A 24,185-nucleotide genomic window follows, 5' to 3' on the forward strand; every position below is an offset into this window, starting at 1 on the left:
CTTGTAGGGAGTTCAATGAACCCGACAAACCAGAACTTTTACTGAGGATTGAGACTGAAACATGCTCGCGGACAACTTGCCAACCACTGGATCCAAACCCACCCTCGGCGCTTCGCGACCCATTGCAGACACTGCGATCGCCACAGAGATATCCGGTAGCAGCGAAACGGAAAGTCGCCAACAAGCACAACAGACAATTTGCCCCTATTTTTTCGAGTTAATGAAAACCTGGCCTTCGGAACTGGTCGTATTTGAATTTCAGCGGGTTTTTATACAAGGGGCGAACGAAACGAATATCCACGTCAAACAAGCGGTAGAGCAACTCATCCACTGCGATGACGAAAAAGGATTTCAAACCATCATGGTTCGCTGTTGCTACATTCTAGTCAACAACTGGCAAACGGCCAGAATTTACAAACCCATCAAAGAATTAGTGGAACTGTTCGATCGCCGCAGGATTATCTCTCATCCCGACGCCGAGGGTTCCCAACGTCGGCGCAGTTGGTTGATGAACTTTTGCCACAGTCAAGACTATCAAGAGCTGAAGCGATTTGCGGCGAAATACGACCCGCAAGGAGAGGAAAATTGGAGCGATCGCTATACTTCTTATTTACTGGTCGATCGCTATCTGGACAAAAAGCACTCTAAAGCCCAGCGAGAAGCGGCAAAAGCCCTATCCCACGAACTCAAAAACCGCTTTAAATTCGACCTAGCGATGTACACGGCGCGGTCTCAGTCTACTTTGACCAAAGACAGCGCGATCGCTAATCCCACCAGTTTAGGGGATGAAATTCTGCATTTGGTGAAAACCCTCGTCACCAAACGCGGAACCTTTAGCTATGCCAATTTAGCCAATATTTTTCGCCATCAAATTTCTGGACTTACTTATAAAACCTTTAAACCCGCCCTCGTCAAGTATTTAACTTACTCAATTTACGATAAAACATTTTTAGAAAAAGCGACCAACAAGCTCTCTGAAAAAATAGACCCCCTTTATTCAGACTACGAGGATGAAATTATCAGTCAAGGACTAATTGCGAGAACCTGCAATCGCGTCATAAATTTCCTCATTCTAGAAAACCATCGCGATCCGTCAGAATTATTTATTATTATGCTATCTCAGGGAAACCCACTCACCTTAGTGGTCTTGCTTTTAAAAATTATTTTGATTTCTCCCTCCAGTCAGACGCACCTAGATGCTTGTCTGGCTAAATTAATTCGCTATTACGAAAGTCAGTCGGTGGCAGAATGTCAGTGGTTGCTGAACTTTTTAGATATTTGTCAGATTACCTTTGCCATTCATGCCGACAATGTGGAATATAATCTGGTGCAGATCGAGGAAAAAAAAGGCAACCTAAAGCCAGACTCCAAACGGGGTAACTATCGGATTTTTAGCGTTGCTAAAAAACAGAAAAAATAGAAGAAAAATAGAAGGTCGTCCCTAGATGACACATCCCCCAGAATGGGGAAAACCTGGGTTAGAGTGGGGGTTAAGGGGCGCAAGTTTTGCACCCCAAGCCCAAACGGATGTGGGGAAAAGCGATCGCCGTTCACGATGCTTGTCGCCCCAAACGCCGTCGCCACGCGCGGACAAAGACCAACAGGGGAAACTGATAGTATTCCACCAGCAGCCAAATCACGATCGTGAGATGGGCGAAAAATGCGGAAACGGTCCAAAACTGAGGCAACCAACTCAAACTGCTACCGGGGACCGGGGGAAATATATAGGCAGCGAGTCCCACCACCGTGGGAGGCAATGCCACGATCGCGATCGCCGCAATCCAAATCGGCCACCCCAATTCTACACCGGCACGATGCGCCCCTTGCCATCGGCGACCATTCCAATACCAAGTCAGGGGCAGGGAACTATCGGCCAATTTCACCGAGTTATTCTCGATGTCTGCACTAAAAATGTGGTTGCAAAACTGACAGCCAAAGGCATCCATCATCGGCAGTTCGGAAATTTTGCCGTAGCGACAAACCGGGCAGTGATAAACCCCCCGATAGCTCAACGGCATCGGTTCTGGCATAGAATCGCGCGATCGCCCTGACTCTCCATTTCGGCGAAAAATCGGTTGGGTCACGTCACCCCTCCTTCTGTGATGGCAAAATTACATTCTGGCAATTTTTCGTTCTATTATGAAACACACTTGCCCGCCCTAGAGACCCGGTGGCGATCGCCCCCAAAGCGTTTCGCGAAGTAAACCAGCGGATTTTTCCCGCACAAAAGTCCTGCATTGACCCGACGAAACCCCCAAAAACAAATAGAGACGCGATAACCGCGTCTCCACTCAACATCCACCTTATCCGGATGATGACTTAGTTAAAGATTTTTTGGCCTCCAGGCTAACCCGGGTTACTTGCTGGCATGATATTCGCGAAACGACTTGTAGGCGTTATCCGCATCATACAGATGACACTTGTCCGTAATCTCCTTCATCAAAGACCAGGAAAAGCGAGTTTCCTTGAGATATTCGCCCCAGTTTTCTTGCAAACTGCGATGTGCCTGGCGCAAATTGTAAGACGGAATTGCCGTAGAAACGTGATGAGGAACGTGAACGTTAATATCGTGGCAGAGGAATTCCACCCACCAGGGATAGTCGCAGTGAACCGAACCGCTTAACTGCGCTTTCGCTTCATTCCACTCCTCGGGCATCGCAAAAGAGATATCTGTCGCCGTGTGGTGAACGATGGTAAAGGTACTCATCCAGAAATGGTACACCAACCAAGGGAGCAACCAAAACTTCACAAATCCCCAAATGCCAGTGGTGGCAATTAACACCGGGAAGGCGATCGCCGCCCCCGCGATAACCACCAACGCAGAAAACTTCACCTGTTCGCGCTGTTTCCCCGTAAAGGGTCGCCAGTCAAAGTGCAAAAACGCCCAGTGAGTGATAGATCCTATCCACCAAAACCGTCCCCGCAGTCGGCGATAAAACCACCGGATGCCGCTAGGGGTGCGATCGTAATCCTCAGTAGTCCAAGGTTCCCACGCATTGTCCTCGAACAGTTTATTCGTGTGTTTGTGGTGGTAATTGTGACCGATGCGCCATCCATGAAAGGGATAAATTAATGGCAACATCGTCAAATGTCCCACCAAATCGTTCACCCATTTGCGATGGGCGAAAGAGCGGTGACCGCAATCATGCCCGATCACAAAAAATCCCGTCAACGCCGTTCCCGCAAACACCCAAGCTACGGGTAATAAAAACCACGGAGAAATCGCGATCGCCCAGTAGCCCACCCCTACCAGCAAAACATTGACCGCTACCTTAGTCCAAGCTTTACGCCGATTTTGGATAAATACCTCTTTCGGCAGGGTTTTTATTATATCTCTCAGGCGAAAATCTGACTCGATTGCCTCGGATTTCAACGGCTGAGGTTTTAACGTTGATGCAGTCATTTATAAACCAATCTTCTCCGGTCTCTAGGTCTTGCCAATCATTCAATTTCAGCACATCCAACGCCTGCTAACCCATCAGAAGTCGCAGGCAGTGCGTACTTTCTCCGTTACAGAAATGCCGAGTTCCGGAATAGTCGGTAGCTTGTCCTATCCATCCCGAGAGTTCATACTCCTGCGGCACCTCAGAAAACTTTCATTTTTATAACACATCTCTCCTCAATCTGCCGGAATTTTTTCCATAACTTTTGCCAATCTGCTGTTTCGATCCCCTGCATGGAGGTGTGGCGCTTTGGCCCGATCGCCCCTGAAAACCCCTGCCGGTCTTCTCTCGCTTTCCCCCCGCGATCGCCGCCCCCAAAAAAAATTTTTTCTCAGAAAGTCTCCCAGCTATTTCTTAATATAAAATTTATTTTTTTACCTTGACAATCCCTTAATTCTATGCAGCGATTCTCAGCCGAAAAATTTCCCCCAGACAAACCGATAAAATTTCTCAGAATTGACCGATTTTATGCTAAAGTCTATTTCACTCAATCCTATTTAATTTTGTTATCTTTCCACTGATTCGCGCAATGGGATTCCTTCCCCGACCCCCTAAAAATCCTATTTTGGGATTTTATGCGGCATAAAAAATAACCCAGCGCGATCGCGCAGGTCCGGGTAAAGGCATGGGGCGATCGCGCCTGGTTGGGGGGGGGAGTACGGGGCGCATCCACCGGGGAATCGGCACTCAGTGCCCCATTCCCCGATATAGAGTGCCATTCTCGCGCTCGATGCGCCGCTTGTTTCCCAGAGGCAGCACTATTCTGACAGCGCCGATCCCGAGTTGGACTGGGGCAACTGCTGCTTTTGCTGTTTGAGCGTTTGCAACTGTTGCAGCAGATAGTCTGCTTCTGCCTGCAAGTGCAGGAATTTCACTTGCTGATGAACCTGATAGACAGACTTCAGCTTTTGCACGATGCGATCGCCGTCGGTACTACGGGCGCGACCTTGGGCGGAGGTTCCCGACGTCACCGCATTGGGATTACTCTGCAGGCTCTCAGACTTGGATCGGCTAGATAGAACAGTGGGCATCAGTCGTTCGTTAGTGATTTCTGCTTACTCTCAAACCAAAGTTTAATTTTATCTTAATTCTCAGAGAAAAAAGCAGCCGATATATCAATATTTCTAATAGGCAAGGAGTTCTGGGTTGATTGCCCGAGTGTCGGTCATCCTCCCCCACCGCCCGTAGGTAGGCAAGGCAGTAGATTACCTCAGTTCCCCCCGCCAGATGCACCTGCAACTTTGGCGCGATCGCCGAATCATCTTGTCCCCCAGTATGCAACGGGGACTCTCGCGCTAAACTGAGATCGGACTGATAAGTTTGTCTGAAGTGCAATTAAATTAACCAAGGTGACGCTTAGTTCTTCTACCCCTGCTTCCCCAGATTCCGGTTCACTTTCCAACAGTGACCCAATTCGACCTGCCGGCTGGCCCGGTTTGCTCGAAACGTACCGCGAGTATCTCCCCGTGAGCGATCGCACCCCCATCGTGACCCTGCAAGAAGGCAACACCCCCCTAATTCCCGTCCCGGCGATCGCCGAGATCGTGGGCAAACAGGTGGAAGTGTACGTCAAATACGATGGTCTCAACCCCACCGGCAGTTTTAAAGATCGGGGGATGACGATGGCCATTTCCAAAGCCAAAGAAGAAGGATCCGAGGCAGTGATTTGTGCCAGTACCGGCAACACCTCCGCTTCCGCCGCCGCTTATGCCAGACGCGGTGGAATGCGCGCCTTCGTCCTGATTCCCGATGGCTATGTGGCCCTCGGCAAACTCGCCCAAGCATTAGTCTACGGCGCAGAAGTATTGGCCATCAAAGGTAACTTCGATCGCGCCCTAGAAATCGTGCGCGAGATGGCCGATCGCTATCCCGTGACGTTAGTCAATTCCCTCAATCCCTATCGCCTCGAAGGACAAAAAACCGGTGCATTTGAAGTCGTGGATGTGCTCGGCAACGCCCCCGACTGGCTGTGCATTCCCGTAGGCAATGCCGGCAACATCAGCGCCTATTGGATGGGATTTTGCCAGTACAAACAAGCCGGCAAATGCGATCGCCTGCCGCAAATGATGGGCTTTCAAGCTGCCGGTTCCGCCCCCATCGTTCAGGGATCCCCCGTGTCCAATCCCGAAACCATCGCCACCGCCATCCGCATCGGCAACCCCGCCAGTTGGGAAAAAGCGATCGCCGCCGCCGAAGCCTCTCGAGGCGGTTTCACTGCCGTTACCGACGAGGAAATTCTCCACGCCTATCGCCTCCTCGCCTCCCAAGAAGGCGTATTTTGCGAACCCGCCTCCGCCGCCTCCGTCGCCGGCTTGCTAAAAGTCAAAGATCGGGTACCCACCGGTGCTAAAATCGTCTGCGTCCTCACTGGCAACGGACTCAAAGACCCAGATACCGCCATCAAACACTGCAACAACGCCTTCAAACAGGGAATTGAGCCGGAAATCGAAGCCGTGGCCAAAGTGATGGGTTTTTAAGAACTAAGAATTAAGAATGCAGAATACAGGATTAATTTGGCCATTCGCACTTCTTAATTTTTAACCCTTCTCCAGTCTCAAGTCTCAATTCCCCCCGCTTTCCTCATGGTTCGATTGCTTTTCCGGGGAAGTGGGGGGATGAATTCCTTTTAAAGATTGGAACAAGTCCAGATTCGGACCGCCCTTTCCGGACGATTGGCCTTTTTTGAGCAGTTCCACCGTATCGCCAAGGGCAGAAGTTAAACTGGCGCGAGTTTGTTCGTGGGCGACTTTTTCGGCTTCCAGGGCATCCGAGAGACGAGACACCTCTTGCCGCGCCCGATCGCGATCGCGCAGGACCTCAATCAGTTTAGCTTTTAACCCTTCATCATCCAGTTGCGAGAGTTCCGAGGCCAATTGGGACGCAGTAGAACCCGACGAGGCATCCCCGGCGGATTTGCCCTGCATGTCCTCGAGTTGCGATCGCAACTGAGCGATCGCCGTTTGATGTTGCTGAACCTCACTGCGGCGCTGCTGAGCCTCCTTATTGTACAGTTCCCGCCAGCGATCGGTACTGCCATGAGCCTTTTGCAACTCTTGTTGCAGCTCAGCTAACTGCTGTTTGAGCGATTTAATTTCTTCCAACCACTGCGAAACATCTCCAGCCATCTGTTTCCCCTCCCCTGCGATCGTCCAGATTTATCCCCCATTCCTCGGGGGATGCACTAAAGTGAATCAATTCGATGATGCGCTATGACTAATGACAGAGCGATCGTCCGGTAACTGACCCCACGTCAGGTTATTTAGAAGTCACCCCCATTATCCCCATGCGATTTGCAAGTTTTTTTCGGTTCTTGCGAGCGAGAAATTGGGCAGCCCTGCGGGAGGATATCAACCGCTTCCTCGAGCGGCGGCCTAGATTAGTGAAATTTGGCCGAAAAGCTGCCAAAATTATCTTATCGTTATTTAAGCAAATTGGGAAGCTGCTGCGCTGGCTGGGAACGCCAATCGTCAGCTTTTTTAACTTTTTTCTGTACTTAAATTTTTCCACAGTGCGCCAGATCGTCGATCGCGTGGGAAAACAGCGATTAACCGGCCTGTCGGCAGAGATAGCCTTTCATGCAATGTTATCCCTGTTTCCCGCCTTATTGGCAGTGATTGCGGCGATCGGGCTATTTGAACCGTTACAATCTACCCTGTTCAATTTGGGGCGACAACTTGCCGAAGTGATTCCGGAACAAGTGTGGGACATGATTACCAGCTTGATCCGAGAAATTTTGCAAAGTCGCAATCAAGAGGTCTTTTCCGTGGGGTTTTTGGGAACGCTGTGGGTATTTTCCGGGGCGATCGGGGCCGGAATTGCCGCCCTCGATCGCATTCATCAAATCCCCATCGAAGAAGCCAGACCTTTTTGGAAAGCCAAACTCGTCTCCATCGCCCTGGCGATCGGCACCATTATTTTGCTGATTGTCGCCTGTTTTTTGGTATTTATCAGCGATTGGGTGGTGCAGTTGCTCGCCCGTCGCACCTGCCTGCTAGAATCCGGTCAGGATTGTTTGCGCGAGTCCGGTTTGCTGTGCTTGTTGCAGCCTTTGCCCAGTTGCGAATTAGAATCGCGACTGCTAGAAGTGTGGCATTTTTGGAGTCGCCCTCTCACCTTGCTGATCGTGTCGGCGGCGTTTGCCTTTTTGTATTTCTTTGGTCCGTCTCATCGCCGTCACGATACGCCCCTGATTCCGGGAGCGGTGGTGGCGGCCCTGTTGTGGGCGCTGATTTCGAGTTTATTTCGCCTGTACGTGTCTCATTTTGGCAATTACAACCGCACCTATGGTGCAGTGGGAACTATCGTGATTTTGCAACTGTGGCTTTACCTGAGTTCTTTGGTGGTGTTATTGGGTGCTCAGTTAAACGTCAGCGTCGGGGAAGCCATGCGGCGGAAAAAAGCCCGGAGACATCGCCACTGAAATGGGCACAAATGCGGGCAATTCTCTGGCCGATTAGCGCTGTTTGAGGACGATTAACGTAATGTCATCGTCAGGTTTACGATCGCCCATGTGCTGTTGCAGGTCCGCGATCGCCGCTGCTTTAATCTGGGCCGCACTCTCTTGGCGATGGTCTCGCACCACTTGAATGAATCGCTCTAATCCATACAGGCGATCGCCACTGGCATCTAACGCTTCGGTAATCCCATCGGTGTAGAGTACCACCACATCCCCCGGATTCAATTTCACTTCCGTTTCCGCAATAAAATCGGCAATATCCGACTCTAACCCCACCGGAAAACCCAAATCCATCGTGTCGATTCGTTCCACTTCCCCACTCGATCGCACCAAGATAACTTCTTCATGCTGTCCGCTCAAGCGCAAGCAATTTTGTTCGTAATCGATTAACGACAGGGTAAGGGTTTTATCGCTATTCATCCGCAATACATTTTCGTAAAGGGTTTGATTCAGGGTTTGCAAAAATTTCACTGCATCGGTTTCCCGGTGGGTAAACAGGGAGCGAATGGCGGTTTGCGCCATCATCATTAATACCCCACTTTCTAATCCATGTCCCGTCACGTCCCCAATGCCAATTTTCACTCGCCCTTCATGTTGGAGAATGTCGTAATAATCTCCCCCCACTTCATCGGCACTTTCCATAAATGCTGCAATATCTAACCCGGCGATCGCCTCTAATTCCGCTGGTTTCGGCAAAATCATCTGCTGCAGACGCCGCGTCACGTCTAATTCCGCCGACATCCGCAAATTTTCGGCTTTCAACCGCTCGTTTAAAACGGTAATTTCTTGATTCGCCAGCTCCAGGTTCTCGTTTGCTGCAGCTAATTGCGCGGTTCGTTCGATGACTTTTTGTTCCAGGGTTTGATAAAGCAGGGCATTTTCAATCGAAATCGCTGCTTGGGCGGAGAGGATGCTTAGCACTTCTAAACGCTGTGGGGTAAAGGCATCGGCAACTAGATTGTTTTCTAAATAAATCATGCCGATGAGTTTGCCTTGATTGAGAATTGGCGCACATAAAACCGACTGGGATTGATGGGCAATAATATAAGGGTCTGCGGTAAAGTTTCCCTCGGCGCTGGCATCGCTTAGAACCACACTTTCTCCAGTGCGAGCTACATAATTGATAATCGATTGCGGGAGAATGTCAGCTTGTTGAATGGGCACGGAGTTCAGCACTTGGATTTCCCCATCGACTTCTCGCGCCGCTTCGATGGTTAATTGGCCATTTTGAGATAAAATCAAACTGCCTTTTTGTGCCCCGGCATTTTCAATCGCGATCGCCATCAGTTTGGAGAGCAAGGCGGATAAAACCACCTCGCTGGAAATCGCTTGGCTGGCTTTCATTACTGTGGCAAAATCCAGATCCGAATCCTGATGCGCCCCAGACGTTTGGGTGATAGATTTTTTGGACAATTGCCGCGAAGATTGCTTTTGACTAACGACTTGGGGATAGTTTCGTTCTAATTCTTCCAGTTTGCGCTGAGCGCCCCAGAGTTGATAGCCATAGTAAGCTTTTTTCAGATAAATTGTGGCAAAATCTTCTTTACCCCGCTGTCGCCAAAATTTAGCCGCAAGTTCGTTGGCTAAAGCTTCGTAGTGGATAAATTCATTTTCTCCGGCGGATGCAATGGCGCGATCGTACAGTTCCATCGCCTCTAAATCCCGCCCTTCTATCCGCGCAATTTCCGCCTCGACTAGCAGATATTTATGGAGGAAGTTCTCCGGGCAGTTATCCGCCCAGATTTTCATCTGCTGTTGATTGCTGGCGATGGTTTCGGGATACTCTTGTGTTTCGGTTTCGCTCGCCGTGGCATAGAGTCTCGCGAAAATGAGAGACTGATAAAAATTAATGTCGGCAACGAGAATGCCTCCCGTGATAAATTTCTGGTATTGATGGCCAATTGCAATGGATTCTTTAGCTAAAGATAGCTCGCCATCTAAATAGAGAGCAAGGGCATTGAAGGTATGATAAACGCACAGCGGCTGGAAACTGTGATGAGATTCGCAATCAAACAAAAATTGTTCTTCAGTTAGCGCAGTTTGCTCCAACTCCGACTGTTCCTGGTTTTGCCCAATCAACTTTAAACTCACAAGCTTAATTGCCAACAGTTCGTCAATCGACCATTGATTGTTAGTTCGATAAGTAAAAGGCAGAAATTCCTCGATATTTGCCAGGAGATTCAGCAGGTTATTTCCTTGACAAAAATGATGGACACTTCTACAATGGAGAAGAAACCCTGCATATTGCAACTCTCCCACAGCCAAGCCGGCTTGATAGGCTTCGTCAAAGATAGCCTCGGATTGCTTTAAGGGTTTAAACCAGTGATTGGTAACGTATCCAAAAATCAGGCCATCTTTACACTTTAAGGTCAAGTTATTAAACTTGTCGGAAAGCTGTAAGGCTAACTGGCACAGTTCGTAGGCTAATTTATAATTGCCCAGGGCCGAACCGACGATATTGCTATAATTAGAATACACCATTGAGGAGTCTCTGCAATGGCCGTAATCCAAAGAGAAATTAACCACCTTGGTAGAAACGACGGTAAACAGGTCGTAATCGGAAGCAAAAGTGCTGGTAATTAGGTTAACGAGCAATTTCAGGGCGATAATATGTTCCGGATTTTGCATGTGCGGTGCATCGAGGAGAGCGGAGACATCGCGATCGCTCAGGCGGGTTTGGATGCGGGCGAGTTCCGCCTCAAATGCCGCCTTCAAATCGGTTTCGGGCAATTCAATTCCCAACAGCTTCAGCGCGGTTTTCCCCGTTTCAATGGCGGCGGGGTAATTGGCAGTTACGGTGTACTGCAACACCAGCAGATGGTAAATTTCTGCTTTTTCCAGAGTGGTTTTGGCTTCGGCGAGCAATAGATTAATCAGTTCGCGCGATCGCTCGATATTGCCATTCAAATATTCCACCTCTGCCAGTTCTTTGTGCAGCGCAAAGGTTAACTCGTAGTGCTGCACCCACGCCTGTGCCGGTAAGCAGGCAATTCCGGCATGTAAATATTCCAGAGACGCTGCATAAGCCGTCGCATCTTTCGCTTTTTGGGCAGCAGATAAATTGAGCCTTGCTAATTCAATGCTTTCGGATTCGGTGTCGATTAAATCCGCAGCACAGTTCAGATGACCGACAATTTCAAACAGGTTCGTGCCCAATTCATTGGCGGGAGTATTTTTCAACAACAAGCCGCCAATTTTATGATGCACCGCCCGTTTCACATCCTCCGCAATCAGTTCGTAAGCCGCCTGCTGGACGCGATCGTGAACGAATTGGTAGCGAACCGCCAAGCGATCGCGATCGGTAAATTCCACAAACTTATAATCCTCACCCAGCGCTACAATCAATCCCCCTTTCACCGCACTAAAAATTCTGCGCGCAATCGTTTCTGGCTGTTCTTCCGTCACCACTGCCAAAGTTTGCAAGTCGAATTGATTCCCAATACAGGCGGCAATTTTGAGAATATCCTGGGTTTCCTCCCCTAGCTTTTGAATTTTTCCCGCCATCAATTCCACCACATTATCGGTGATTTGAGCGGTTTGAATGCTCCCTAACTCCCACTGCCAACCGCCGCCAGTTCTTCCGATATTGCCCTTATCTCCCTCAGAATATGCCCCAGAAGGATACTCAAAATATAACAATTCATCAGCATAAAGCGAGGTGAGAAATTCCTTCATAAAAAAGGGATTTCCCTGAGTTTTCTGGAACACCAGTCCCGCCAATTCCGCAGTTTCTTCTGTGGTGCAGCGCAGGGTATCTGCAATCGACTGGTTCACCGTTTCTCCCGACAGCGGTGGCAGAGAAATCTGATGGACAATTGCCCCGGATTGGCGAATGTTTTCCAGCGCCAAACTCAAGGGATGAGTGGCACTCACTTCATTATCCCGATAGGCTCCAATAAAAAATAAATAGTTCAGTTCCGATTCGCTCATCAGCAGTTGAATCAATTTCAGCGAAGCGGAATCCACCCATTGCAAATCGTCGAGAAACAGCACTAGGGGATGTTCTTTTTGGGCGAAGACTTTAACGAAATTGAGAAATACTAAATTAAAGCGGTTTTGCGCCTCCGTGGCACCCAGTTCTTCCACTGGCGGTTGAGGACCGATAATCAGTTCCACATCTGGGATGGCATCGATGATAATTTGAGCGTTGACGCCTAGGGCCGCCAGCAGGCGATCGCGCCACTGTTGGATTTGCGATTCGCTTTCGGTTAATATCTGGGCGATCGCCGCCGAAAATGCCTGCACGATACCCGTATAAGGAATATTGCGCTGCAACTGGTCGAATTTCCCCCCGATAAAATACCCGCGATAGGCAGTAATCGGTTTGTAAATTTCTTGCACTAAAGCCGATTTTCCAATTCCGGAATAGCCGGCAATCAGCATCATTTCGCTGTGCGCCGCATCTGTCCCTTCCCCGATCGCGCGCTGAAATGCTGCCAGTAAGGTCTCGATTTCTGCTTCTCTACCGTACAGTTTTTCCGGAATCTGAAAGCGATCGTAAAGCTCTTGTGTCCCCAACGGAAACTCGTCAATACGTCCCGTTTCTCGTAACTGCGATCGACAGATTTCTAAATCCGCTTGAATTCCATAAGCACTTTGATACCGTTCTTCTGCCGTTTTCGCCATCAGTTTCATCACGATATCGGACAGCGCTTTAGGAATGGTTTCATCTACCTCGCAGGGAGAAATCGGATATTTTGCCAAATGACAGTGGACTAATTCCATCACATCGCTGACCTCAAAGGGCAAGGAATGGGTCAGTAATTGGTAAAAGGTAGCCCCGAGGGAATAAAAGTCCGTTCGGTAATTCACGCAGCGATTCATTCTCCCGGTTTGTTCCGGTGACATATAGGCCAGGGTTCCCTCTAATTTTTGGGGATTTCTTAAGGTAGTATTTTCGCGGGATAACACGGTGGAAATCCCGAAGTCTATCAGTTTTAACTGGCCAGTTTCGGGGTGGTAAATGATATTTGCCGGGTTGATATCCTTGTGCAGAATATCGGCTTGATGAATTTGCCCTAAACTTTCGGCACTTTTTATCGCAATATCCAAAAACTCGGCTAGCTCGAATCGGCGCAATTCAAGCAATTTTGCCAAGGATTTTCCGCCAAAATCCTCTAGCACCATCACCAGGAAATTTTGCGATTTTTCTAAGCTATATGCCCGAACAACTCCCTCTAGGTTCTGGAGAGTGCGAGTGATTTCATATTCCCGTTTGTAGCGCTTCAGTTTGTCCGGGTCTGGATAATCTTCTGAGAGACGTTTGAGGATGACCGATTCCCCGTCGGCGTCTCGGCGCGCCCGATAGACAATGGAATTATCGCTGTTATAGATTGATTCTAGGATAGTGTAGCCAGAAATTTTCAGCATGATGTTACGTTTATTGCGATGAGTGAAAAAGTTATGCGGTGAAATTGTCGTTTTCACCCGGAACAAGGCAATCTGAAAGGTGAAACTGGCCAGGCGATCGCTCCAGTCAAATTAAATTTAGCGGTGCAAGCGATCGCCCCCTTATTATAACTGCAATTTGAAAAAAGGTTACGGCTTTTTCATCCCCGGTTCCCTAGGCATTTGGCAATCCAATTCGCTTTTTGGTTCCCGCTGCGGATAGACCCAGTTATCGAACAAGGTTTGGATGAGGGTTCGATAGGTTGAACTCTGTTTGTCGATTAAATGCTGGTAATCGTCATGGGAATTTACGTGATAGGAAGAATTCCGGGTCTCGATGTGGGCTAACCAAGTGGTGTGGATGGTAAAACCGACGTTAAAATCAGGATGCCACAGTTTGCATTTTGGCCCACTTTTGAGATCGGCGGCATCAAAAATCCACAATTCATTGCCGTTAGTCGGATCGGATCCGTCCCCGTGATGAACGATGCAAGCGATGTAACCATCGGTAGAACTTCCGCGATCGCTGCGGGGAATAAATTGAGGAGAAATCGCCCACCGATTCTCGGGAAACTGATAAACATCAGCGATGCTCAATCGGTTTTCCCCCGCTTTGACACTTTCTCGGGGTTTTATCTGCACCCGCAATAGATTCGAGTTGCGACCTTGTGCGGTAATTTCATCCAGTAATTCCAGTCCGATCTGTCGGTGGGGGTAATCTCGATACAGGTGAACCATGTGGGGAGTTTTCAGTTCCGACCAACATCCCAAACAACTCCAGTAAATATTCTCCAGGGTCTCGGGATGGGGAAAATTGCGATAAGCATATAATGCCGGCCCCCAGGTATAATTCACGTCCATTACCGTATGTTGTTGGTTCTCGATTAAGGTACCGGTTTTGCCATCGATTTCGTGACACCCCAATCGACTGATATCCATCGGTCCGGCGATCGCGCCATACAGACGCCCCAGCTTTTCCCCTGCTTCATTCTCGTCATAGTCAAATTCGGAAAGCCATTCCGCCGCATCCCAGGCACACACATGGGACACATGCAGGGTAATGCGATCGCCCGGGTTGCGATAGTCTACCAAAAAGTGCGCCGCTTCTCCCGGAATGATGGCTTTCTTAGCATCCACAGAATCTTTTTCCGGCTTTAAATCCCGGCGATTGATGATATAAACCCGCGTATGAGACAGTTGCGGTTTATCGAACCAATTTCTGAGAATTTTTTCGATTTCTGCCGCGTCATTGATGTTTGAAAAAGAGGGCAGCAATTCTTCAATAGAAAGCTTGAAGGCGGTATCTACCAGCACTATATAATCTTCTGTTACCCCCATTTGGTGGATGCTTTGCTCGATTTTCAGGGGGCATCCATTATAGTGAACTTTCCATTTTTTCAGCTTACCCGCACCGTCCCACTGCATCAAATACACAAAGTTTCCCGTAAAAAATTCCCAAATTGCCTGCAGGAAAAGCATCAAGCTTTGGAAAATTTGGTAGAGTTTTTTCCATCCGAATTGCAGGGAAAATTCTCCCTTCTCATCCGGCGGTTTGAGTTCAGCATCTTCTGCGGGATAGGTGGTAACTTTGCCGCGATTTTTCAGCCAGTCTACCAACTCTTTCAACAAATAGCAAATCGGAAATAATTGCGAGAAAACATTGGCAGGCGATCGCCCAATATTTACCGTAAACATCTCGGACGTATAAGGGTCGAAACAGGGATGCGCCGAGGTTTGCACGATTTTAAACACTTGCGGCGGTTGACCCAACGAATTGCCCAGCTTGCTGACTTCTTCCCATTCATCATTGCCCCCCACCGGCGTCACGGTTTCGAGGGTTTTCGGGTCGATTTCGTAGGGACGACCCACATCCCAGGTCACCAACAACCGATCGCGGTTTTCCCCCTGAAATTTCATCGGCAAAAAGGCGGTATTTAATTGATTGCGCGACCCTAACCGAGAGATTCTCGCGATGCCTAGATTGTAAAATTTCAAGCTGCGATAGTCGGGACATTTAGCGGTGGTTACATCGGCGTAATAACAGGGGGGTTTCACCAATCGCGCGGACAGAAATACCCCCTCTTGCAGATTGTCGAAATCCACCCGATAAACCATCCCATCGCCATTGTAAAGAGGGGTAGTGCCATCACGAGAAGGGCAGACCGTGGCTTCACTGACATCTACATCCCCCGGGGGTGAATCAATCGACCCATTCGCCCCAATGAAGAACAAATGCCCTTGCAAATCCGTGGGAATCGTTCCTTCCTTCACCTGTAGTTTTAGGGGGCGCTCTTTCGCCGCTGGATTGTCTTCTGGGTTGCCAAATTCAGCTCGACTCACTGACAATATCGAGCGCGGAAAGCGGGTGGTTATGCTTTTTTTTGTATCGGTTTGTAGTAGTTCGTTCATCAGCGGTTGTGGTTTTTCGGTAAAAAAGCAGTATGGGGCGATCGCCGAAATGGCATGGTTCAATGGTAACGATGACGCCAAAACCCTGTCACCCTGTGGGGCGATCGCCAACTGTGGATGTTGTTACCCTGGTTACAAAATCCTAAAGTTTCTAAGTGGAAGACTATTTTAACCCAAAATTAACCGTATCAACTTCGCAAACAAATCAGGGTTCCGAGGGAGAAAAGCGAAGGGGCAAGGCATAGGTTCCATCGGGGAAAACGGGAGGAAAGCGAACTGTAGCTTTGTCAATTTCCCTTCTTTAACCGCCTCAAAATAGTTTTAATACCGTCGGGGGCTTTGCCAGCGATAAATGACGGCTAAAGCAATGGACAAAAAAAGCAATAGCCAAATCACTCCGCTGGAAATACCAGAGAGAACCTGTAGTCCTCGGAGTACCCAAAGGAGGACCAGGAGGCTAACCACAATCCAAAATGACCCGGAGACAATTTTGAGCATCTGCGTCGGAGGCGATCGGCTTTACAGGTGAAACGCAGCTCGGGGGAGAACCCAAACAAGGGTTGGTGCGCGCTTTCTCTAGTGTGCCACAGGGTGGAGGGTTTGGCAGCCCATCTGTTTTTCTTGCATTCCAGGGAAAAATAGGGTCAAGAGAAACGGACCGGCGGACCTTTGCATCGCCGCCGAGATGTTTTGCCCGTGGTGAATCGCGTTACAATCAACCCCCAAACATCACAAATCATGCATTATGCCCAGTCGTAAAACGTTGAAATTACCAGATATCGAGCTTTCTTACCTGGAGTGGAACCGAGGAAAAGAGCCGCTGTTGTTATTGCATGGGTTGGGAGACCATGCGGGAGTGTGGTGTAGCTTAGGGGAGTATTTGGCCGATCGCTATCATATTGTGGCACCGGATATGCGCGGTCACGGGGAAAGCGGCAAACCGGAAACGGGATACTCGGCCACCGAGGCGATCGCGGACCTGGAAGGAGTGATGAACCATCTCGGTTGGGACTGCGCCCACATCTTGGGTCACTCCTGGAGTGGAAAATTGATTCCGATTTGGGCGCGCCAAAACCCGCAGCGCTTCAAAACTACCATCTTGGTGGATCCGATTTTTATTACCAAAATGCCTAGCTTTCTCAAGTTGAGTTTTCCAATTCTTTATCGCACTCTGGATTGCTTGAAAATGATCGGGCCATTTCCCAGTTATGAGGCGGCGCAGGCGCAGGCGCAGCAACTCGGTCAGTACGCCGGATGGAGTCCTTTGCAACAGCAGGTGTTTGAAGGGTCTATCGAGCAAAAACTGGATGGGAATTGGGGGAGTAAGTTTGTCGTCGCCGCCCGGGATGGAATTTTTGCCGATGTGATGCGGGTGGCGGGGTTAACTGAAGCGATCGCGATTCCCACTTTATTCATTCAACCGGAAAAAGGGGTCAATCGTTCCGCTTGGCAAATGAAGCCTTACCTCAAGTATTTAAAACATCTTAGGATCCAGCGACTCCCTGGGAATCATTGGCCGTTTTTAGTTCAACCCACGGCGTTTAATCAGACAATCGAAACATTTTTAGCCGAGTTTGCCTCCAGCTAGTGCGGGGGCACAAATGTTGTCCGTTTTCGTGAAACCCTGATTTAGAAAGAACTCTGGCCATTGCTGTCCTACCCTAGGGGCGAAAAATGAGTGCCAGAGCGATCGACTCGACTGGACAATTCCCGGTTTCAATTGTTATTGATTGAGGGGTTTAGTACATGAGGGGTTTAACCCCCCACTTGACGCTTAACACTTCTACATGAGAATCTATTACCCTGAAGCTCGGAGATAATAGCAATGACAGGATCCAATCCCGCCTTCGGTTTTAGCCCAAGTTCCGCATCCAATTCCCGGGATGCTGACAATTCTGGCCTCGATCCGACCAGCGATCGCTCAAACCCCCTCGAAATAACGAGGGAAAATGGGGAAGAGACGCCCCATAGCGCGATCGCCGCAGTGGATCCCCAGCAAGCCTGGGAAACCGCTTTGCGTCAAGTAGGAGAAGAACTGCAACAGGTTCGCCTTGACAGAGGTATTTCTCTCTATCAACTGCACGCATGGACCTACGTTCCCCTGGATCACATCAAGGCAATCGAAAACGGGACCGTCGAGAGTTTGCCCCCAGCCATTTTCGTGCGTGGGTTTGTCCGTCGCCTCGGCGATGCCTTGGGATTAAGCGGTTCGGAGATTGCTGATTCTTTACCCGAAATTACTCCGCATCAAACCCTCGCCAACACCTCGGAAGAATTCAACTCTGCTTCTGGATTTTCCCTCAGTCCGATTCATTTGTACGTGGGCTATGCCGCAATTTTAGTCACTGCAGTTGCCGGACTAACTTGGATCACCGGTCAGGTTTCCGCCGAGTCTTCTCCCACTCCCGCAAGCGGGACAACCCTCGAATCTACCATTGAATCCGAGGAATAAATCTCCTCTCAATTGATTGAGATGAAGCATGGTTCCCGAGAAAATTATCACCAAAAAACGGGTTGTTATTTCACAGATAGTTTCTCGGAAAAGGCGTACCAAAATTAAGCAAAGTCAGTGTTAATCAAACATACTGATAGCTTTGATTGTCGGTTAAACCTTACCAAAGCGCAGCGATCGCTGAGCTTGTAAAAACCGAATAAACCTCCGCGATCGCAGCTAATTTTTTCGGCGATTTATATTCTTATTTTGAGGCAATTTAACAATAAATGAAGGAAAATAAATATCCGTTAGAGCGAGGATTGAAAAATTTTTAAATTCAAAAAATACCCCAAAAATACCCGGCAAATTCAGAAATACAGGCCACTGCTTTCCGGGGGAATCCATACTTGCAAGAACCCCACACAAACCCCGGAGTCACCGTCACAGAAATTCCCGTTTGAACCTACACTCAGCCGGCGATCGGGGAACAGAAAACTGCATTCGTGCTGAATTGGGAATCCTCAGCCCCCGTCAAGCCAGGAATAACGCACCGATCCAAAGCTAAGCCGGATTTTATTCCAGAAAAACCAAGATTTATGGTACAAAATCGGCTAAAATGCGCTTTGGCATCTGTTGGCTCGTTGGGAGAGATGTGGCTGGTCAAGCGATCGCCCTTTCATACCCTAAAACCCCTCGGCATTGTTAAGCGCCTAAATCCGGATTCGATTCTCCAAAATCCGAAACCTGAGAGGGATTCATTCTAGGATGGCGAGAACTGTAGCAAGATGCCGGCAACCCTTCGAGGGTCTAGCCTTCTGAGAGCAATCGCTTTCTCGCGCCCGCGCCGGAAGTCAGCTTCCTCCTGTTGCCCCAGGGTGGATCCAGCATAATTCTACAGATAAGCTAAAGTATTTGGATAAAAATCCATGTCCCCGATCGAATCTTTCAGTCGCATTAAACGTTGGCCTCGCATCGCCCTAGTGAGTTTATCCTTAGGAGGGATTTGCGCCATCACTCCAATCCAAACCGCGATCGCCCATTCCCCTCTCGATGGCGAAAATCAAACCCACCGCAATCCGCCCGCACAATCCGAATTTACCGCATCTAGACGCGATTCAATCCCACCGGAACAAATACATCACCCTCCTACAACTCTCCACGACGCGAGGGCGATCGCATCCCAGTTACCCCCCGATCGCCTTCCCCGCATTTCTCCAGTTCAGACCCAATTCACCACCGTATCCCCAGAGGAATCTCAGTTCGACCCTCACCAAAACGCGATCGCCCAACAACTCAGCGCCTGTCCTAACGGACTGCAAGTAGAAAGCGTCAGCGGAGAGGTCACATTTGAAGGACAGCTCATCTCTGCGGGAGAATGCTTGCAACCCGCCACCGGCACCATCGTCGCCGATGTCAATTCCACCGCAAGGTTGCGCCTCGACAATTTTCGCGGCAGCATCGAGGTCGCCGAAGTCACCGAATTTAACCTCGAAACCCTGTCAGATTCCAACGTGGATTTGTTCGTACAACAGGGGCGCGTCCGCTTTTCCGTCGGTCGCTTATCCCAAAATCGCGCAGCGCTGCCCGCCGAGACCCTAGAAGCGCTCAAAACCACTGACCCAGAGAACCCGGCGATCGCCCAAAACCGTGGCGGCGATTCTCCGTTTCGCGTTCGCACTCCCACCGGCGTCGCTGGCGTGCGCGGCACCTCCTTTGGCGTCGATGTCGGTCCTAACGGTCAAACCGGCGTTAGAACCTTAGCTGGCACCGTCATCGCCAGCGGTCAGGGGCAAGAAGTTACCGTGGGTCGAGGTCAGTTTACGGTGATAGGTCCTGGATCTGCCCCCCTAGCACCCCAGGAGATTCCCCCGGAATCCAAATTCCGCGTGTTGCTCACCCAAGTCCGAGGCATGGATCTGGTTCGCATCGAAGGCAAAATCGATCCCCCCGACATTTTACTGCTCGACGGAGAACTGGTGGAAACCAATAGCGATGGGACGTTTTCATTGTTGGTGCCTCGCCCCCGGTCTCGCCGTTTCCGGTTTGTGGTCCGAGGTCCAGCAGTTCGCGAACGAGTCTATGTGGTTCCGATTCGATAATCTGCCGCTAGTCCAAGTCACTTCCCCAGTCAGTTTTCTCTCGATCTTCGAGAAAGCTGATTTTTTTTATCTTTGCGAAATACCATCAGGCCGTAAACATCCTACCACTCTTGCCCGGTACAACCCTCACAAAATCACGCACTTCCCGGAATGCTGTGGGAGGATTTGCCGCAAAATGAGGCACCGGGAACGAGTACAACGATTTGAGGCTTCCACTCCCCTCCGCCTCCGGAAAAGCAGAGGCGCGAATTTCGTTGATACTCGATGGGCATATTTCATCCCTTGCTCGAACGAGAAACTGCAGGCACTTTAAGCTAAACCAGATGCCACTGCCTTTCGCTCGAAATCTCTGCGAATCCTGAATGCCCGCCGCCTTGCTCAGCGGCACCAGGGTATTGCCCCACAGCGTCGGCATAGGTCCGCACGGAGAAGGGAAAGGAACGAATTAGTCCTCATTTGCGTTTTTTATCATGTAAAATCTAAACTCTGAAAGGACAGTTGGTGTTGTTGTGGGATTTCGAGGCTGGATAGATAAATATTTCCGAGGGCATCATCCGTTGGTGCCCGGAACCATCGCAGCAGTCATCTCGGTGGGGATGTGGCAGTTAGGCGCATGGCAAGGGTTGGAACGCTTGGCATATCAGATGTTATTCCAACTGCGACCCGACCCGGGGTGGGACGAACGGATTGCCGTCATCGCCATTGATGAGAAAAGCTTGCAAGAGTACGGACAGTTTCCCTGGCAGCGCGATCGCTACGCTGAATTGTTACAAGCTCTGGAATCCTCTCCTCCCGCCGCCATTGGTTTCGATATTCTTTTCCTCGACCCGAGTCCCCAAGATGAGGAACTCGCCGAAGCGATCGCCGCGAACGATCGCGCGGTCCTGGCAAGGGGAGGGGAAGGGGAAGAACCCCTGCCGATTTTACAATCCGCCACCGCCGCGATCGGTCACATCGTCCACGAAGCCGATAGCGATGGGATCAGCCGTCAAGCCATCATCTGGTTCGATGGCATCCCCACGTTGAGTTTGGCTATGCTTCACCTGGCGCGAGAGCAGACCTATGCCAGTCTTTTAGATACCATTCCCCCCACTGCCAAAATCCAGCCGAATCCAGAACTCGATTGGATTAACCTCTGGATCGATTGGCCCGGAAAAATGGAAGCGGTGCCCACGTATCCCTTTGTGGATGTGGTGGAGGGCAATGTTCCCCCAGACGCCTTTCGAGATCGACTCGTTTTGCTGGGGTTTGTGGCTACGGGGGTAGATACGAAAATTTCCCCCTTGCAACGGATTTCTGGGGTTTATCTTCATGCGGCAATTTTGGATAATTTTCTCCAACAACGATTTTTGCAGCGCCTCCCGCAGCCAGTGACGATTCTGTTACTCATGGCGATCGCCCTCGGCATGAGCTGGCTGCAGTTTAAGCGCGAATTTACCGGACGGCTGGCGATCGCTCTATTGCTGTCTGTGGGTTGGTTCGCGATCGCCTTCGCCGCTTTTACCTGGGCACAGTGGTGGCTGCCGGTAGCCGCACCGATCGGCAGCATCATTTTAGCCGGCACCGGGGGACAACTGCGCGACCAATACGAAAAGCAACAACTCTTAAATCTGTTTTCCAAGCAGATTTCTCCCCAACTCGCTCACAATATCTGGTCTCGTCGCGACGAAATTTTTCAAAATGGGGATCTGCCGCCTCAAGAACTCACCGCTACGGTGCTGTTTATGGACATTCGCGGCTTTACTAGCATCTCGGAACTCATGTCCCCCCGGGATTTGCTCCCCTGGTTAAATGAATACCTCGATGGAATGTCGGATTGCATTTTGGATAATGGCGGGGTCATTGATAAGTATATTGGGGATGCGATTATGGCGGTGTTTGGCGTTCCGTTCCCCCGCGAGTCACACTCACAGATCGAACAAGATGCCCTCAACGCGATCGCCGCTTGCTTTGCCATGCACCAGCGACTCCAAGTGTTGAATCAAAAATTCAAACAGCATGGTCAACCGGAAATACGGATCGGGATTGGGATGCATACCGGATCTCTGATTGCCGGCAGTGTGGGGGGTCGCCGACGAGCCAATTTTTCCGCCCTCGGCGATACGGTGAATGTGGCAGCACGATTGGAGCCTATGAACAAGCAGTTTACGGAAAATAATCCCTTAAATCTGTTGGTCACCAGTCACACTTATGAATATGTGCGCGATCGCTATGTTGGCATCCAAGTGGGGCAAATGCAACTGCGGGGCAAGCAGCAAGAAACCACAATCTACGCGATCGTGGAGGAACGTTCTACCGCCGATTAAGCAGTTTGCTACTTAAATTGCGCTAGGCTTTCTTGTTTCTGCCGCTCTTTGCCATCACCCATCGCCTTTTACCTCCTCCATTCCATCCCGGTAGTCGCCAGCATTCCCTCCCCAAAAATCTCACAAATCAGGGGTGCTCTGTAAAATCGAGCCACACTATGATATGATGTTTCGGGTTTTTATGCCTGAAAAAAACTCGGGTAAATCTCTATTATTTTACCATGTTTTATTGTTTTAAAAAACAATAAAATAGCCAAACAGTTAGGCCAATTAAATGTTAATTATACATGCAGATTGGGGTCGAAAGCGCAATAACCTGGCGCTCGAATTCTTTGATTGGCAGTGGGCACCTGGTGTAGGGACAGGCGATCGCCACATTTTGGCCTTGGGATTCCCCATTGTTATCCCCCGGCTCTTATCTAATGCCATTTTTTTGAATGACGAAACAGTTAAGATCCCCCGCTCTTGCTGCTTACAAAGGGGGACCCAGAGGAATAAATACTTATCTCACCAAGACCAACGGCGAAGCCCCGCAATCGATCGTCATGGGGAGTTCGTATTCTGCGAATTGTTGCAGAGCTAAATGAAAATGGTATAAGTCGGCGTTGTAGCGATCGCCGCTTTACCCGGGGCAGCGATCGGGATTGGCCCCACCACAGTTTCTCCATGCAAGTCCCGGCACTCATCAAAAATTACCGAAGTTGGCGGATTTGCGCCGGTTGAAAAAATTTTTTTTATGCCGTATAATAAAATTCAAATTTCATCAGTGGTGCATGTCACGTGACGACAAGCAGGGTGCTACATTCTCCGGTGAAACCCTCCGATCCAGTCACAGGATGACCCAAAAGGCTTCCTATCCAAGGCTAGAGTCGAGCCGTTGTCTTTTTTTCAGGGTGTTGGAAGGGTAAGGCGATCGCCAACGCGATGCAGATCTGCATCATTATTATTCCACTGTTTTGAATTGCAAAGCAAAAACCTCAGGAGCAAGTTGAGGGTGCAGCGCGTCAGCAAATAAACGACTCCTCGGGTGTGGCGGGCAGCGGTTTCCCCATCCCTAAAAAGGCAGGAGAGAAGGAGCCTGTACGATGGTCCCTCTCTCCCTCTCTTCCCTGATTTAGATAATGTTTTAGCATCTAGCTATTTTTTTCTGGATTTCCTCGGTTCTAGAGATGTTAATTCTAATGTCACCTTAGGGCTATGGGGGTCTTGCTTGAGATTACAACGAAGTGTGGTTGGTTTGTCGTCATCATCTTTTTCGGATTTTTTGCCCGAGAAAATTTCCACTGTGAATGCAATAAACAACAGAATAAAGACTACAACTGGCATAATACTTGAACTCCAAATAAAATGGCAATTACTTAGAAATATACCTGGGTAGAGTCAGGGTTTGGGTTTTACTATGCCAGTTTGATAATTGGCAGAACCATGCCTGGGAAAAGGTAGAGTTTTCCCGAAAAAGCGATTGCGAATCCACGCATGGTTTGTGTCAGAAAAGCCAACGCCAAATTCCCGATGAGCGCAGTGGGGATGAAAGCCAGAACAACGCCACTGATTTTAGTAAAAGTCCAGTGCTGGGTGCATCAACCATCTTGCAGAAATTTATTCCTGAAAGATAAAGCAGAGCGCTGAAAACTATTGCGACTTTCGCGG

13 protein-coding genes are annotated in these 24,185 nt (G+C 49.5%); 7 read left to right on the plus strand and 6 right to left on the minus strand.

Going from position 1 to position 24,185, the window contains the following annotated elements; genetic code table 11:
* Positions 1-61 precede the first annotated feature (61 nt).
* Positions 62-1,420, plus strand: a complete 1,359-nt coding sequence (locus LKK83_RS10725) for a hypothetical protein (protein ID WP_324631092.1) — start codon at positions 62-64, stop codon at positions 1,418-1,420.
* A 130-nt stretch (positions 1,421-1,550) separates the two neighbouring features.
* Here LKK83_RS10725 and LKK83_RS10730 read toward each other — a convergent pair whose 3' ends face one another.
* The 3 genes from LKK83_RS10730 to LKK83_RS10740 form a co-directional block, all read right to left on the minus strand.
* Entirely contained in the window at positions 1,551-2,084 is a 534-nt protein-coding gene (locus LKK83_RS10730; protein WP_324631094.1) for a hypothetical protein, read from the minus strand.
* A 272-nt stretch (positions 2,085-2,356) separates the two neighbouring features.
* Positions 2,357-3,403: a fatty acid desaturase gene (locus LKK83_RS10735; RefSeq protein WP_324631095.1), complete on the minus strand. Its 1,047-nt coding sequence runs from the start codon at positions 3,401-3,403 to the stop codon at positions 2,357-2,359.
* 798 nt (positions 3,404-4,201) lie between these two features.
* Positions 4,202-4,474 carry a hypothetical protein gene (locus LKK83_RS10740; RefSeq protein ID WP_324631096.1) on the minus strand — a complete coding sequence of 91 codons (273 nt, stop codon included), beginning with the start codon at positions 4,472-4,474 and terminating at the stop codon, positions 4,202-4,204.
* 381 nt (positions 4,475-4,855) lie between these two features.
* Between LKK83_RS10740 and thrC the strand changes: the two genes are divergently transcribed.
* On the plus strand, positions 4,856-5,920 hold the full coding sequence (gene thrC / locus LKK83_RS10745; protein ID WP_324631126.1) for a threonine synthase: 1,065 nt from the start codon (positions 4,856-4,858) through the stop codon (positions 5,918-5,920).
* Positions 5,921-6,004: 84 nt separating this feature from the next.
* Here thrC and LKK83_RS10750 read toward each other — a convergent pair whose 3' ends face one another.
* Positions 6,005-6,568, minus strand: a complete 564-nt coding sequence (locus LKK83_RS10750) for a hypothetical protein (RefSeq protein WP_324631097.1) — start codon at positions 6,566-6,568, stop codon at positions 6,005-6,007.
* A gap of 158 nt (positions 6,569-6,726) precedes the next feature.
* On the opposite strand from LKK83_RS10750, the gene LKK83_RS10755 reads away from it, so the two are divergent.
* Positions 6,727-7,863: a YihY/virulence factor BrkB family protein gene (locus LKK83_RS10755; protein ID WP_324631098.1), complete on the plus strand. Its 1,137-nt coding sequence runs from the start codon at positions 6,727-6,729 to the stop codon at positions 7,861-7,863.
* A gap of 33 nt (positions 7,864-7,896) precedes the next feature.
* Here the strand turns inward: LKK83_RS10755 and LKK83_RS10760 are convergent, their stop codons facing one another.
* Both LKK83_RS10760 and LKK83_RS10765 read right to left on the minus strand, forming a co-directional pair.
* Positions 7,897-13,269, minus strand: a complete 5,373-nt coding sequence (locus LKK83_RS10760) for a SpoIIE family protein phosphatase (protein WP_324631099.1) — start codon at positions 13,267-13,269, stop codon at positions 7,897-7,899.
* A 168-nt stretch (positions 13,270-13,437) separates the two neighbouring features.
* The gene (locus LKK83_RS10765; RefSeq protein WP_324631100.1) at positions 13,438-15,759 is read right to left on the minus strand and encodes a carotenoid oxygenase family protein; all 2,322 of its coding nucleotides are present in this window, start codon (positions 15,757-15,759) and stop codon (positions 13,438-13,440) included.
* 679 nt (positions 15,760-16,438) lie between these two features.
* Here LKK83_RS10765 and LKK83_RS10770 point away from each other — a divergent pair.
* From LKK83_RS10770 to LKK83_RS10785, 4 genes are all read left to right on the plus strand, one after another.
* Positions 16,439-17,284 (plus strand): alpha/beta fold hydrolase, encoded by an 846-nt coding sequence (locus tag LKK83_RS10770; protein ID WP_442957303.1) that lies wholly within the window; start codon positions 16,439-16,441, stop codon positions 17,282-17,284.
* Between the two features lie 237 nt (positions 17,285-17,521).
* Positions 17,522-18,148 (plus strand): helix-turn-helix domain-containing protein, encoded by a 627-nt coding sequence (locus LKK83_RS10775; RefSeq protein WP_324631102.1) that lies wholly within the window; start codon positions 17,522-17,524, stop codon positions 18,146-18,148.
* A 908-nt stretch (positions 18,149-19,056) separates the two neighbouring features.
* Positions 19,057-20,229, plus strand: a complete 1,173-nt coding sequence (locus LKK83_RS10780) for a FecR family protein (protein ID WP_324631103.1) — start codon at positions 19,057-19,059, stop codon at positions 20,227-20,229.
* Positions 20,230-20,738: 509 nt separating this feature from the next.
* The gene (locus tag LKK83_RS10785; RefSeq protein ID WP_324631104.1) at positions 20,739-22,535 is read left to right on the plus strand and encodes a CHASE2 domain-containing protein; all 1,797 of its coding nucleotides are present in this window, start codon (positions 20,739-20,741) and stop codon (positions 22,533-22,535) included.
* Positions 22,536-24,185: the final 1,650 nt, after the last annotated feature.

This window comes from Phormidium sp. CCY1219, assembly GCF_035615515.1.
Lineage (GTDB): Bacteria > Cyanobacteriota > Cyanobacteriia > Cyanobacteriales > Laspinemataceae > CCY1219.

Coding starts and splice junctions, on each gene's coding strand:
- LKK83_RS10725 (WP_324631092.1), top strand. CDS start 62: ATGCTCGCGGACAACTTGCCAACCACTGGATCCAAACCCACCCTCGGC.
- LKK83_RS10735 (WP_324631095.1), bottom strand. CDS start 3,403: ATGACTGCATCAACGTTAAAACCTCAGCCGTTGAAATCCGAGGCAATC.
- LKK83_RS10740 (WP_324631096.1), bottom strand. CDS start 4,474: ATGCCCACTGTTCTATCTAGCCGATCCAAGTCTGAGAGCCTGCAGAGT.
- LKK83_RS10750 (WP_324631097.1), bottom strand. CDS start 6,568: ATGGCTGGAGATGTTTCGCAGTGGTTGGAAGAAATTAAATCGCTCAAA.
- LKK83_RS10755 (WP_324631098.1), top strand. CDS start 6,727: ATGCGATTTGCAAGTTTTTTTCGGTTCTTGCGAGCGAGAAATTGGGCA.
- LKK83_RS10760 (WP_324631099.1), bottom strand. CDS start 13,269: ATGCTGAAAATTTCTGGCTACACTATCCTAGAATCAATCTATAACAGC.
- LKK83_RS10775 (WP_324631102.1), top strand. CDS start 17,522: ATGACAGGATCCAATCCCGCCTTCGGTTTTAGCCCAAGTTCCGCATCC.
- LKK83_RS10780 (WP_324631103.1), top strand. CDS start 19,057: ATGTCCCCGATCGAATCTTTCAGTCGCATTAAACGTTGGCCTCGCATC.